This window comes from Microbacterium sp. 67-17, from assembly GCF_001898325.1.
Classification (GTDB): Bacteria; Actinomycetota; Actinomycetes; order Actinomycetales; family Microbacteriaceae; genus Microbacterium; species Microbacterium schleiferi.
In genome coordinates this window covers 126,519-139,890 of sequence record NZ_MKTR01000014.1, presented here as the reverse complement: position 1 = coordinate 139,890, position 13,372 = coordinate 126,519, and the positions used below count along the sequence as shown (strand labels likewise).

At 67.3% G+C, this 13,372-nt stretch carries 14 protein-coding genes; 4 read left to right on the top strand and 10 right to left on the bottom strand.

Features of this window, described 5'->3' with window-relative positions; translation table 11 throughout:
- Positions 1–16: 16 nt before the first annotated feature.
- Positions 17–790 carry a fructose 1,6-bisphosphatase gene (locus BGO47_RS06490; RefSeq protein WP_292709711.1) on the bottom strand — a complete coding sequence of 258 codons (774 nt, stop codon included), beginning with the start codon at positions 788–790 and terminating at the stop codon, positions 17–19.
- Between the two features lie 153 nt (positions 791–943).
- On the opposite strand from BGO47_RS06490, the gene BGO47_RS06485 reads away from it, so the two are divergent.
- Both BGO47_RS06485 and BGO47_RS06480 read left to right on the top strand, forming a co-directional pair.
- Positions 944–2,578, top strand: coding sequence for a HAMP domain-containing sensor histidine kinase (locus tag BGO47_RS06485; RefSeq protein WP_292709709.1), 1,635 nt, complete (start codon positions 944–946; stop codon positions 2,576–2,578).
- Positions 2,578–3,735 (top strand): hypothetical protein, encoded by a 1,158-nt coding sequence (locus BGO47_RS06480; protein WP_292709707.1) that lies wholly within the window; start codon positions 2,578–2,580, stop codon positions 3,733–3,735. The genes BGO47_RS06485 and BGO47_RS06480 overlap by 1 nt, the downstream gene beginning before the upstream one ends.
- A gap of 37 nt (positions 3,736–3,772) precedes the next feature.
- Here BGO47_RS06480 and BGO47_RS06475 read toward each other — a convergent pair whose 3' ends face one another.
- The gene (locus BGO47_RS06475; protein ID WP_292709705.1) at positions 3,773–4,432 is read right to left on the bottom strand and encodes a hypothetical protein; all 660 of its coding nucleotides are present in this window, start codon (positions 4,430–4,432) and stop codon (positions 3,773–3,775) included.
- A gap of 80 nt (positions 4,433–4,512) precedes the next feature.
- A complete protein-coding gene (locus tag BGO47_RS06470; RefSeq protein WP_292709703.1) occupies positions 4,513–5,364 on the bottom strand; it encodes a tRNA pseudouridine synthase A in 852 nt (283 codons plus the stop codon).
- A 98-nt stretch (positions 5,365–5,462) separates the two neighbouring features.
- Between BGO47_RS06470 and BGO47_RS06465 the strand changes: the two genes are divergently transcribed.
- Complete coding sequence (locus BGO47_RS06465) at positions 5,463–7,460, top strand: acyltransferase family protein (RefSeq protein WP_292709701.1); 1,998 nt, start codon at positions 5,463–5,465, stop codon at positions 7,458–7,460.
- 150 nt (positions 7,461–7,610) lie between these two features.
- On the opposite strand, the gene BGO47_RS06460 is transcribed toward BGO47_RS06465, so the two are convergent.
- The 7 genes from BGO47_RS06460 to infA form a co-directional block, all read right to left on the bottom strand.
- The gene (locus BGO47_RS06460) at positions 7,611–8,690 is read right to left on the bottom strand and encodes a GNAT family N-acetyltransferase (protein WP_292709699.1); all 1,080 of its coding nucleotides are present in this window, start codon (positions 8,688–8,690) and stop codon (positions 7,611–7,613) included.
- A 136-nt stretch (positions 8,691–8,826) separates the two neighbouring features.
- Positions 8,827–9,420 (bottom strand): 50S ribosomal protein L17, encoded by a 594-nt coding sequence (rplQ, locus tag BGO47_RS06455; protein ID WP_292709697.1) that lies wholly within the window; start codon positions 9,418–9,420, stop codon positions 8,827–8,829.
- Between the two features lie 57 nt (positions 9,421–9,477).
- Positions 9,478–10,467 carry a DNA-directed RNA polymerase subunit alpha gene (locus tag BGO47_RS06450; protein ID WP_195692956.1) on the bottom strand — a complete coding sequence of 330 codons (990 nt, stop codon included), beginning with the start codon at positions 10,465–10,467 and terminating at the stop codon, positions 9,478–9,480.
- A gap of 159 nt (positions 10,468–10,626) precedes the next feature.
- Entirely contained in the window at positions 10,627–11,025 is a 399-nt protein-coding gene (gene rpsK / locus BGO47_RS06445; protein WP_228177304.1) for a 30S ribosomal protein S11, read from the bottom strand.
- Positions 11,026–11,053: 28 nt separating this feature from the next.
- Positions 11,054–11,434 carry a 30S ribosomal protein S13 gene (rpsM, locus tag BGO47_RS06440; RefSeq protein ID WP_292709693.1) on the bottom strand — a complete coding sequence of 127 codons (381 nt, stop codon included), beginning with the start codon at positions 11,432–11,434 and terminating at the stop codon, positions 11,054–11,056.
- A gap of 176 nt (positions 11,435–11,610) precedes the next feature.
- The gene (gene rpmJ, locus BGO47_RS06435; RefSeq protein WP_022893853.1) at positions 11,611–11,727 is read right to left on the bottom strand and encodes a 50S ribosomal protein L36; all 117 of its coding nucleotides are present in this window, start codon (positions 11,725–11,727) and stop codon (positions 11,611–11,613) included.
- Positions 11,728–11,793: 66 nt separating this feature from the next.
- Positions 11,794–12,015, bottom strand: a complete 222-nt coding sequence (infA, locus tag BGO47_RS06430; protein ID WP_013583992.1) for a translation initiation factor IF-1 — start codon at positions 12,013–12,015, stop codon at positions 11,794–11,796.
- Between the two features lie 385 nt (positions 12,016–12,400).
- Between infA and BGO47_RS06425 the strand changes: the two genes are divergently transcribed.
- Positions 12,401–13,351, top strand: a complete 951-nt coding sequence (locus tag BGO47_RS06425; RefSeq protein WP_292709687.1) for a hypothetical protein — start codon at positions 12,401–12,403, stop codon at positions 13,349–13,351.
- The last annotated feature ends 21 nt before the right edge of the window (positions 13,352–13,372 follow it).

The window sequence follows — 13,372 nt, the reverse complement described above, 5'->3', positions numbered from 1 at the left end:
CGGCGCGGTGGCCCGATCAGCCCTGCGGCGCCGTTGTCGGCTGGTTGGCCACGATGTTCAGCGTGCCCTGATCGTTGTAGATCGCGATCGGCAGGTACTGATAGATCGTCTGCTGCGCGAACGAGGCATCGTCGTTTGCCGTGCCCTCGACGTAGATGCCGAACGAGAACTGCAGTGTGATGCCGTAGGTGTCGGCCGGCAGCATGAAGATCGTCGTCTCGGGAACGAGCAGCCCGCCCTGATAGCTGTTGAGCAGCAGCCCACGGTCCGAGCGCAGCGTGTCCGGTGGCACCAGCGTCCGGGGGTCGGCGGCGAACTGAAACGGCTGCTGCACCATCCCCGAGGTCTGTGCGGTCTGTGACGTGATCGAGATCGAGGACACATAGACCCGGCGCTTCTGCGCCAACACTGCCTTGTCATCGACCCGACGGTCGTACGCGTTGATCGCGAACCCGAACACCTTCTCGTTGTTCGGCGTCCACTCGCGGGTGCGCTTCGGGTCAGCCGCCCACACATCGAGCACGACCTCGAGGTCGGATGCGACATCTGTCGTCAACGAAACCGACCCGTCGTACGAGAACAGTGAGTCGAAGTCCATCGCGGCAGTCGTCGAGACCGGCTGCGGCACCGGTGTCGCCGTCGATGCGGTGCTGGGTGCTTCACCCTGGATCGAATTGAATGCTTCGGCGATCTGCTGGCATCCGGTCAAGGACGAGGCGCCCAAAGCCAGTGCGGCGGCGCCGAGCACGACGCGGCGTACGGTGCGCGACGGTTGCGGGGCGGTGGCCATGGTTTCTCCTTGAGCGGGCCGACGTGCAGGGCATCGAAGGCTGATATTCCGCGGTTATCTCGGGCTCGTGGCGGGTTCCACAAGCCGGATGCGCTGGAAGTATACGATACGAACAAAGGCCTGAACTCAACGCTGCCTAAGGGGGAGCACAAGGTGAGCGCAAGAGACGCGCAATTCCGCGACGTCGACGGCGCGACGATGCGAGTGAGGTCGATCTGGCTCACGCAGCTCTCCCTCGGCGTCTCGATCATCATCATCTCGGTCGTATCGCTCGGCTACGAGCCGGAACTGTTCGAGTCGTGGCTCATGCTCACCGGGGTGGCCATCATCATCGCTGCAACCGCGGTGACACTTGTCGTACCCTGGGCCCGCGCACCCCGGTGGTCGCCGCTGATCATCCCGTTCGCCGACATCGTCGCCGTCGGGTTCATGGCGGCATCCTCGATCCTGCCGCTCGGTTTCTTCTGGGTCTTCCCGATCATGTGGATCGGCCTGCACTTCACGCGCTGGGCCCTCGCGGCCGCCATCGTCACAATCGCCGGTTCCCTCTTGATCGAAGCCGCTACCTCCACCGAACCGCCCGGCGCCGTCGAACTGTTCACGGTGCTCCTGGGCGTCACCTTCCTGGGTGTCACGGCGAACATCACGATGCGCCAGACGCGGGCGTTCAAGCGGTTGCTTCTCGGCCAGACGCGGCGTCTGGAGACCACGCTCGAACGGGTATCGGCTGCTGAGCGAAGCACGATCGAGTTGATCAATGGCGTGGATGTCGGCATCCTGCGCTTCGCTCGTGACGGATCACTGCTGGCCGCCAACACCACCTACGACCGCCTCTACGGCACGAGCCTCAACGACCCCAGCTCACCGCCCACCTCCGTCGAGTACGCATCTTTGCAAGGGACGGCGATTCCGGCATCCGAGCGGACCTTCGCGCGTGCGCAGCGCGGCGAGATCTTCGAGGATGCCCGCGTCTGGATCTTCGACGCCGAAGGCACCTGGCACGCCCTGTCGGTGACAACCATGCCGCTGACCTCGTCAGCCGACGACTCTGCATCGACGATGCTCGTCGCCCACGACATCACCGCGGTTACCGAGGCCGAGCGCGAGCGCGAGCGGATCGCGGCGGTGGCCTCCCACGAGCTGCGGCATCCGCTGACCGTCATCATCGGCCACGCCGACCTAGCACTCGAAGAAGAGGACGAGCTGACCCCGAAGATCCGGGACCACCTCGAGACGATCCTCTCCGCCAGCGAACGGATGCTCGGTATCGCCTCGACGATGCTGCAACGCTCGCGCCGCGGATTCACCCCCACCCAGGACCGCCGCTCGTTCGACCTCGTCCCGATGCTGGCCGCCGTCGGAGAAGCTTTCGCTGCGACTGCTCGAGAACAGAGCGTGACGCTGGACGCCGACCTCCCCCCTCACCTGTGGATGGATGGCGACGTGTTCCGCCTTCGCCAGGTTCTCGACAACGTCGTCAGCAACGCCGTGAAGTACACGCCAGCTGGCGGATCGGTGAAGGTCTCGGCGTCGCTGGACGGGGACACCGCCGTGATCGTGGTCGCCGACACCGGCATCGGCATCGCGTCCGAGGATCTCGAGCACGTGTTCGACCCTCTGTTTCGCAGTACGCGCGCCCAGGAGCATGCGCCTGGCACCGGGCTTGGTCTGGGCATCGCGCGCGAGATCGTGACAGCACACGGTGGCACCCTCACGATGACGAGTGAACTCGGTCACGGCACGACGGTCACTCTTCACCTCCCCCGTTCCGTCGCCCCGGAGTCGTGATGTTCTTTCCTGCACCCGGTGAGCTGCCCTGGCCGGACCTCGGCGGCGCGAGCATCGGTATCGCCCACGCGACCATCGCAACCCTCGGCACCATCCTCTTCGTCGGGTTGGCGTTTCTCGCGCGGCCCCGCCGCTCGACGCTGCTGTGGTCGCTGACGTTCATGGGCATCATGGTGGCCTGCTTCGGCTATCTCGCTGCGACTGCCGCCGAGTCCGAGGAACTGCGGCGAGGATCGATGGGTCTGCTGATGGGCGCCCCGGCGCTGCTGTGGTCGGGACTGCGCGCCCACCGCAAGGTGCGCACGTATGCATGGATCAGCGCCGTGGTCGCCGCGGCCTCGATCGGCGCTCTCCTGGCGGTCGGGGACTCCGACCTGTTCGGCCTTGCCTACCGCGTCGTGTTCTTCGTGTCCTCGATCTTCGGCGCGCTGTTCCTCCTCGAGTGGCGGCGCATCCCGGAGCGGTCCGAGCGCGTGCTGTGGCCCATCGTCATCTCCTCGGCGGTCTACGCGCTCACCGGCGTCGCGGTGCTCATCGGCGCCCTGTTCACCCCGCTCTCCACGGCCGAGGCCTTCGCGTCGACGCGCATCTTCAACGCGATCGGAATGCTCGTGTACATGGTCTGCGCCCTTGTGTCACTGGTGCCGCTCGTGACCCCCGGGACGCAAGCGATCGAGTCCGGGGCGCCGCAGCGGGACTGGGATCGGTTCGTCGGGACAGCCCGCGAACGTCTCGAACGCGCAGCCGCGCGGGATGCCGGTACCTGGTCGCTGCTGCGCATCGAACTCGACGACGCTGAAGATCTGCAAGCGGCGGGAGGCCCCGCCATCTTCGGTCGACTCATCCGCGAGGTCCAGTCTCGCGTCGTCGCGGTCTTCCCCACGGATGCCGACGTCGCGATCGCTCCCGACAGCGCTGTCATCGTGCTGGTTTCGCGCCCCGAGGCAGTCATCCGAGAGCTCGTGCGCGACGTCCTCCGACACATCGCCGTGCGCGACCCGGAGGCTCCGATCACCGTGACCACCTCAGCCAGCGTCGGCTGGGCGAGCGTCGCGACATCGGGATATGACCTTGACGCCCTGCTTACGACGACGGCCGAGGCTGCAGCAGCGGCCCGGGCGCAGGGTGGCGACCGCTGGGAGCGCGTCACCACCTGACTCTCCTGTCGGGAAGCGCTACTGCTGCGCGCTCGTGCTACTGCTGCGCGATGGCTATCGTTAGCGTGTCGGATGCCGTCTGCTTCGCGTACTCGCTCGAGGTCGGCGTCGTCTGTACGAGGAAGTCGTACGTGAACTGCACCGTCACCGAGATCGCGTTGGATGGCACCGGACCGACAGTGAAGTTCTGGGAGTAGCTGTAGGGCGAGAGCACGAGATAGCCGGGGTTGACGCTCGCGGCATCCACCTGCGGATTCAGCGGAGCGAGATCTCCGGTGTCGCTCTGCGGCACCGCGACCATCGTCGCCCGCTGCAAGTAGACCTTCTGACCGTCGTTGGGCTCCACCACCGTGATCAGCGACAGGCTGATGGGCTTGAGCGCATCAGCAGTCCACTTGTCCATCGACAGTGTCGACCAGTAGTCGACGGTGGCCTTCACAGCACCGGCCTGGAGGTCTCGCTGCGTCGAGCCGCTGGAGAGGTCGTTCTTGACCGGTGGGGCAACGGTCTGGCGGGTGAACGTGGGCGTCGGACTCGAAGTCTCGTAGCCCCAGTTGTTCCACGGAGCGGGTCCACACCCGGCGAGCGCGAGCGGCAGCACGAGAAATCCGGCGATCACACCCGCCCGCGCGAGAGCGCGCACCGGTTGACCCTCACGGATGCCGACGCTCGCGTCGCTGCGACCAACGGCCTTCATCTCCATCCCCCCTCGGGATCACCAACCTCACCCCGCGCAGGGGTGGGATCAGTCTACGCATCCGCGGGCGCCCGCCCTCGTTAGTCGGTGTCGAGGTCCCGCCGTGCGCGGGTCTGCGACGCGCGCTGCGCGAGCAGCTCATCGGCCGGGTACCCGACCTCGGTGAGGGTGAGCCCGCGGGCAGCCAGCACCTTGACCTCGGGAACACGGACGAGTTCGTCACGGATGCGCACGACATCGTCGACGGTGAGTCGTCCCTGACCGACCGCAACGCACCCACCCACCAGCGCGCGCACCATGCTGTGGCAGAACGCGTCAGCTCGAACCGTGGCGACCAGCACGCCGGAGGCCTCGCGCACCCATCCGAAATCGAGCAGCGTGCGAATCGTCGTCGCTTCCTCCCGCGGCTTGCAGTACGCGGCGAAGTCATGCAACCCCCGCAGTGCGCCGGCTGCGGCATCCATGGCCGCGACATCGAGCTCACCGCGCACCAGGGTGGTGCGGTGCCGTTCCAGGGGAACGTAGGGAACGGAATCGTCGGCAACCCGATACTCGTAGCGGCGCCACACGGCCGAGAACCGCGCATCGAAGCCGTCGGGCGCGATCGACGTGCGGGTCACCGCGGCGTCGGCGTACGCGCCGAGCACGCCGCGGATGCGACGGGCCAGCGCCGCTACGCCGTCGTCATCCTCACCGCGCCGACGCGTGGATGCGAGCCGCGCGGCCTGCCCGTCGTCGAGATCCAGGTGAGCAACCTGGCCGCTCGCGTGCACCCCGGCATCCGTTCGGCCCGCGACGACCAGCCGGGGATCTCCCCCGAGCACGCGAGAAATCGCGCCCTCGATGGTTCCCTGCACGGTCCGTTGATGCGGCTGCCTGGCCCACCCGCGAAAGTGCGAGCCGTCATAGGAAATGTCGAGCCGGATGCGCACCTCTTCAGCCTAATCAGCACCCGGCGCAGCCCCAGGGAACACCCCCCGCCCGGACGTAGACTTGGGTGCCCGAACCCGCACCCCCCATCGAGCTACCGATGTCCAGCCCCCTCCCCACCGACCCTCACGGTGTCACGCCCGGCGCCAGCCAGGGCGCCAGCCAGGGCGCCCGACTGCCTGGCCTGGATGGCCTGCGCGCGCTCGCCGTCATCCTCGTCGTCGTCTACCACCTGTTCCCGCAGTGGTGGTTCGTCGGCGGGTTCATCGGCGTCGATGTCTTCTTCGTGATCAGTGGTTTCCTGATCACCACCCTGCTGCTTCGCGAGCGCTCCGCGACCGGCCGGATCAGCCTCGTCGGATTCTGGCGACGACGGGCCAGGCGCCTGCTGCCCGCGCTGGTTCTGCTCCTGCTCGTGTGCTCGAGTGCCGCGTGGATCATCGGCGGCGATGTTCTGGTCCGGTTGGGCGCCCAGATCGCCGGCGCCCTCACCTTCAGTTACAACTGGGTCGCGATCTTCATCGGCGAGGGATACTTCGGCGGAACCACGCCGGAGCTCTACCGGAACCTCTGGTCACTCGGCATCGAAGAGCAGTTCTACGTGCTCTGGCCGCTCATGCTGCCGCTGATCCTGCTGCTGCCGCGCACCTGGGCGCGGGTTGTAGCGGCGGTCGCGATGGCAGCAGCATCCGCCGTGTGGATGGGCGAGATCGTGTCGTCGACGGGCGACGTCAGCCGCGCGTATTACGGTACCGATTCTCACGCTTTCGGCATCCTTCTCGGGGTCGCACTCGCGTTCGTGCTGCACCACGCCCTGGCTGCGCCCGCGCTGTGGATGCAGCGCAGGGCGGTCCGCCGCGGCGCCACGGTCCTCGGCGCAGCCGCCGTCGCCGGCCTCATCTGGCTGTCCCTTCTCGCGCCCACCGACTCCGTCCTCACCTTCCCCCTGACGATCGCCGCCGCAAGCGCGCTGGCTGGAATCGCGATCGTTGCGGCAGTCTGGCCCCACGCGCGGCTCGGCGACGCTCTCGACGCGCGCCCCCTGCGCTGGATCGGCGAGCGCTCCTACGGCCTCTACCTCTGGCACTGGCCCCTGCTCGTGCTGCTGGTCGCCGCCGTGCAGGGCACAGCACCGGAGGCGGGAGTTCCGCTCTGGGCCGGCCTACTGACCCTGGCGCTTACCGTCGTCATTGCGGAGGCCTCCTACCGATTCCTGGAAACACCCGTGCGACGTCTCGGCTTCCGCGGGACCTGGCGTGCGGCACGGGCACGCGTCGGGGTCGATGCCGGGGCGCTGTGGGGCACCGTCATCGGGAGCCTGGCCACAACGGCCCTCGTGTTCGGGACTGTCGCCGCCGCCCTCACCGGAGCGAGCGTGTCATCCGGTGAGGCAGTTGTCGCCGAGGGCCAGGCAGCTGTCGATGCCGCGTCCGCCAGCCCGACACCGTCGACGGATGCCCGACCGCAGCCCGATGAGCCTGCGCCTCACGGCTCTCTCGCCGACGGAGCCGTGAGGCCGCCCGCCCCGTCACCGACCCCGATCTCGGGCGGCGAGATCACCGCTGTCGGCGACTCGGTCATGCTCGCGGCCGCTCCCTCGTTGTATGACACGCTTCCCGGCATCCGGGTGGATGCTGCGGTGTCGCGCTCCTCGTGGGCGGGACCGGGCATCATCGATCAGCTCGCTGCTGCCGGGCAGTTGGGCCGTTACGTCGTCATCGCCCTCGGCACGAACGGCCCGATCAGTCACGATGCCTATGAACGGATGGCCGCCACTGCCGGCCCTGACAGAACCCTCGTGCTCGTGAACGCCTACGCGCCGCGCGATTGGATCCCGGGCGTCAACAGCGACATCACGGCGTTTGCGGCCGCGCATCCGGGCACGATGATCGCCGATTGGGCGAGCGCCATCGACCCGCACGTGGACTACCTGGCCGGTGACCGCATCCATCCCGGAACCTCGGGCGGCCAGATCTATGCCGATACGGTCCTCGCCGCGATCCGTCAGTCCGAGAACCAGCGCGCGATCGACGAGTACCTCACCGAGACCCGCGCCTACCGCGAGGCCACCCGCGCCGACGCTCGCATCGCGCAGTAGCCCCCGTTCTTGCGGGGGCCCCGTCCTCCCGCCGAACCCCGTCCTCCCACCGAACCCACACGGCTTGCTCCGAACCCGCACCTTCCGTTCGAAGAATCCTGTGGCCTCGCGCGCGAAGGTGTGGGCTCAGCGCTGCGGAGCCGGCGACGTTCAGAACCGGGAGACCATGGCGACCTCGCGGTCGGTGGCATCGAACCCGAGCCTGCCGTACAGGCTGTTCGCGCCCGTCGGGCTCTCGGTGTCGACATCGAGATTCACCTTCTCAAGCCCCGCATCCCGCGCCGCGTTCAGCAGCGCAGTGATCACCGCCGGGGCTAGGCGCCTGCCGCGATAGTCGCGAACGACACCGATCAGCGCGACATACGCCGACGTGTAGCCCTGCACCTCCCAGTCATCCTCGTTGACGGTAGCCAGTGCCATCGCCACCACGCGGTCGCCATCCACGACGATACGAGAGAGGTCGTCGCGGAACTGCGCGCCGCCGACGAATCGCTCCCACCGCTCCGGCGGAGTCTCCAGGCTTCCCCAGTGGTCACGGAACGCGTCGTTGCGCGCCACGCGCGTGGGATCCCGCCACTGCGGGCCGAAGGTCTCGATCCGCAGGCCCGGGGATCCGGCATCCAGCGGCACATCGGGAATGGGCTGAGACAGGTCACGGAGCATCGTTGTGAACCACCGCTCCTCGGGCATGCCGCGCCGCGCACCCAGCGCACGAGCATCAGCGTCGTGCTCGTACGCGTGAAGGAAGATCGCACCCGGGAGTTCGGCTTCCGTCCGCGCCAGTTCGGTCTGGGCGGTCTCGTACTCCCAGCGCAGCACCTCCGTGCCGATACCGCGGCGGCGCCACCCCGGATGCACCATTCCGGTGCAATAGACATACACATGCTTGTCCTGGGACGGATGCACCAGGATGCCGGCCATGGCGACGAGGTCACCGTCGGCCGTGAAGCCCAGTCGCGTGTGACGCTCCGGGTCGATGTGCGAGAGCTCGAAGATCTCCTCGACGTCCTCGCGCGGCGTCAACCACGTCGGATGGTCGACCCTGTCGCACGCGTCGACCAGGACCACCATCTCGTCGAGATCCGCTCGCGTTGCGGGGCGCCAGGTGGCGACATCCGGATGCTGGATCTCGGCGACCGTCTCGGGCGCTCCGACGCGCTCCGACAGCGGCCGCACATCCGTCGGCGCGGCGTTCTCAGGAATCGGCGCAGGCAAGGTGCTCTCGGTCACCGTCCCACCCTACGCACGCCCTCCACACACGCGAAACACCGCATCCTCGGCGAGACTCTCCCCGACACGGGGTGTCTCACCGAGGATGCGGTGTGTGATCCATCCACGCCACGGATACGGCGCAGGTGGCAGGTGCTTACTTCGCGTCGTCCTCGGCGGGAGCCTCGACAACAGCGTCCTCGGCGGCGGCCTCAGCAGCAGCGCCTTCCTCGGGCGACTCGGCCCCGGCCTCAGCAGCGGCGTCGGTGGACTCTTCCGGGGCCTCGGCAGCAGGGGCCTCGGCGGCGGGCGTCTCCTCAGCGGGAGCCTCCTCCGCAGCCGGCGCAGCGGCAGCCGGAGCAGCCTTCTTCGCCGACTTCGGCTTCGGGTTCACGGGCTCCAGAACGAGCTCGATGACCGCCATCGGGGCATTGTCGCCCTTGCGGTTGCCGACCTTCGTGATGCGGGTGTAGCCACCCTCACGCTCGGCGACCAGCGGTGCGATCTCGGCGAACAGGATGTGCACGACTTCCTTGTCACCGATGACCGAGAGCACCCGGCGACGGGCGTGGAGGTCACCGCGCTTGGCGAAGGTGATCAGGCGCTCGGCGAGGGGACGCAGGCGCTTGGCCTTGGTCTCGGTCGTCTTGATGGACTTGTGCGTGAACAGGGCCGCGGCGAGGTTCGCGAGCAGCAGGCGTTCGTGGGCGGGGCCGCCTCCGAGGCGGGGACCCTTGGTGGGCTTGGGCATGTCAATTACTCCAGGGAAAGTCGGTCAGGATGCCGCGGCATCCGTTTCGGGTACCGGTCAGACGGTCTCGTCGTCGTAGCCGCCATAGAAGTGCGCGCCGTCGAACCCGGGAACCGAGTCCTTCAGGCTCAACCCGAGCGAGATGAGCTTGTCGCGAACCTCATCGACCGACTTCTGGCCGAAGTTGCGGATGTTCATGAGCTGCGTCTCCGAGAGGGCAACGAGCTCCGAGACGGTGTTGATGCCCTCGCGCTTGAGGCAGTTGTAAGACCGGACCGACAGGTCGAGGTCCTCGATCGGCATCGACAGCTCGTTCGACATGACGGTCTCGACCGGCGCGGGGCCGATCTCGATGCCTTCGGCCTCGACGTTCAGTTCGCGGGCGAGGCCGAACAGTTCGGTCAGGGTGCGACCGGCGGATGCCACCGCGTCGCGCGGGGCGATCGAGGGCTTGGACTCGACATCCAGGATGAGCTTGTCGAAGTCGGTGCGCTCACCGGCACGGGTGGCGTCGACGCGGTAGCTGACCTTGAGCACCGGCGAGTAGATCGAGTCGATCGGGATCTGACCGCTCTCGGCGTACTCGTTGCGGTTCTGGGTCGCCGAGACGTAACCGCGGCCACGCTCGATGGTCAGCTCCAGCTCGAACTTCGCCGTCTCGTTGAGAGTCGCGATGACCAGCTCGGGGTTGTGAACCTCCACACCGGCAGGAGCGGAGATGTCGGCGGCGGTGACCTCGCCGGCTCCGGTCTTGCGCAGGTAGGCCGTGATGGGCTCGTCGCGCTCGGAGGAGACGACCAGCTGCTTGATGTTGAGGATGATTTCGGTGACATCCTCCTTCACACCCGGAATGGTGCTGAACTCGTGCAGCACGCCGTCGATGCGGATGCTGGTGACGGCGGCGCCGGGGATCGACGACAGGAGGCTGCGACGCAGCGCGTTACCGATCGTGTAACCGAAGCCGGGCTCAAGCGGCTCGATGACGAAACGGCTGCGGAACTCCCCGATCTTCTCCTCGGTCAGAGTGGGACGCTGTGCGATGAGCACGATGTGTTCCTTTCGATCACGTGCCCGCTATATGACACGTGCAATGGGTGAGGTGTTGAGTTTTTCTCGGGGATGCCGAGGCGCAGCGCGCAGGCGCACGCCCCGGCATCCGAAATGCTTCACCCGGGTGGCAAAGAGCCGGCCCGGAACGGGGCTGCGTCAGACGCGACGGCGCTTGGGCGGGCGGCAGCCGTTGTGCGCCTGGGGCGTGACGTCCTGGATCGAGCCGACCTCGAGGCCGGCCGCGGTCAGCGAACGGATCGCGGTCTCACGACCCGAACCCGGGCCCTTGACGAAGACGTCGACCTTCTTGACGCCGTGCTCCTGCGCCTGGCGGGCAGCAGACTCGGCTGCCATGCCGGCGGCGTAGGGCGTCGACTTGCGCGAGCCCTTGAAGCCGACGCCACCCGAGGATGCCCAGCTGATCACTGCACCGGAGGGGTCGGTGATCGACACGATCGTGTTGTTGAACGTCGACTTGATGTGGGCCTGGCCCACGGCGATGTTCTTCTTCTCCTTGCGGCGCGGCTTGCGCGCTGCGGACTTGGGGGTAGCCATATGCGTTTTCTCCTAAACCTTCCGCGCCTTACTTCTTTCCGGCCTTCTTCTTGCCGGCGACGGTGCGCTTCGGGCCCTTGCGGGTACGCGCGTTCGTCTTGGTGCGCTGTCCGCGCACCGGCAGGCCGCGGCGGTGGCGCAGGCCTTCGTAGGAGCCGATCTCGACCTTGCGGCGGATGTCGGCGGCAACCTCACGGCGGAGGTCACCCTCGACCTTGTAGGTGCCTTCGATGTAGTCGCGGAGGGCGACGAGCTGGTCGTCGGTGAGGTCCTTCACGCGGATGTCCTCGTTGATCTCGGTCGCCGCGAGGATCTCGTGCGAGCGAGTACGGCCGATGCCGTAGATGTAGGTGAGGGCGATCACCACGCGCTTATCGCGCGGGATGTCGACACCGGCAAGACGTGCCATGTCGGTTCTCTCTTTCCCCCGGGTTTCCCCGCGGAGTATGTCGAAGGTGTGGAGCAGAATCGGTGCCCGGGCCTTCGTCCCGAGGTGTCCCCCGCATCCGGCATCCGGATGCGGGTTCTGACCCTGCCTGTGTGTATTGAGTTATAGGTTCTGGGGCCGCCGGAGCGGCATCCGTCTCAGCCCTGGCGCTGCTTGTGGCGCGGGTTGGACTTGCAGATCACCATCACGTTGCCGTGCCGGCGGATGACCTTGCAGTGGTCGCAGATGGGCTTGACGCTGGGGTTGACCTTCATGATGTTTCCTGTTCGCTGTCTTCGCCGGGCGGGCACGGATGCCCGGGGCGTTACTTCTCGACCGGCCTAGCGGTAGCGGTAGACGATGCGGCCGCGGGTGAGGTCGTAGGGCGAAAGCTCCACGACGACGCGGTCCTCGGGGATGATGCGGATGTAGTTCTGCCGCATCTTTCCCGAGATCGTTGCGAGCACCTTGTGTCCGTTGGTCAGCTCAACGCGAAACATCGCGTTGGGCAGCGCCTCGGACACTGTGCCTTCGATCTCGATGACACCGTCTTTCTTGGCCATAGCCTCGCTCACGCTTATGCAGACCGGTCGGTCTGCGGTGGATGGGAGTCGGTGCCGGTCCGCTCCGCCCGGACACGCCAAGGCAGGCGCAAAGCACCAAAGATCAATAGTACGTGATAGTGAACACCCCGGCAACCTCGGGCGTGTCGCCGCCGCTCCCCCGCTCCGAGCGCAGCCTGCCCTGCCAGCGCGCGCTGAAACACCGCATTCCGGCTGAGGCACCGTTTTCGCGGCGAGACGCGCCGCAACGCGCGGTGTCTCACACGCCACACGGCGTCTCATCGAACCCCGTCCGGCTCCTCCCCAACACGCACGGAGTGCACCCGCTGCGACAGGGAGCGCATCCGCGCCGGCAATCATGTTCACCGGAACCGACGATGACACCATGAACGTCACGCGTGTCGCCGGCGACATCTTCCGACCCAGTCCAGCGGTGCTGATCCGGGCGGCGGATGCCGCACTCACCGGCATCCGCGTGCGCGACCATGTTCGCGTGAGGCCCGGCATCTACGCCCCAGCAGGAGAGTGGGCAGGACTCGCGCCCTGGGAACGCTATCTGGCGAGAGTCCATGCATACGCACGTGTGAATCCCCACGCCGTCTTCTCCCTCGAATCCGCCGCAGCGCTGCTCGGGCTCCCGCTGTTCGGACATCCCCGGCACATCCACACGGTTGATGTCGGCGGAACGTCGCGGGCATACGGAGACGTGCGGGTCCACGCTTCGACAGACGATTGCGACACGGTGACGGATGCCGGGATCAGCGCGACCGGACTGGCCGACACATCGATCGCGCTCATGCGGGTGCTCCCGCCCGCATTCGGACTCGCGGTGGGGGATGCAGCACGTGCGCGCGGAGTGGACAGCGAAGACCTCCAAACACTCGCGGATGCGAGTTCCGCGCGGCGCGGCAGATCAACGCTTCGGTGGCTGCTTCCCCGCCTCACCCGCTACTCCGAGTCCGTGGGCGAATCGGTCAGCCGAGCAGTGATCGAGTGGTGCGGCTTCGCCATGCCCGAGATCCAAGCTGAAACGACCGTCGAGGGACATGCCTACCGTTTGGACTTCTTCTGGCGCACCGCACGCGTCGCCGGTGAGTCGGACGGTTACGGAAAGTACTCCGGCGATGCCGCGACGACCACAGCCGCGCTCATCCGTGAGAAACAGCGCGAGGACCGGCTGCGCCGCCACCTCGCCGGGTTCGCCCGATGGAGCATGGCTGACGCGCTTCAGGTCGCACCCTTGCAGCACGCACTCCTGTCTGCAGGGGTTCCCCTCGTGGCACCGCCGCGCACGCCGCTGCTGCGCTCAGTCGCCCACAACCCGCGTTCGCACTGACGAGCCACAGCATCCCGCGTG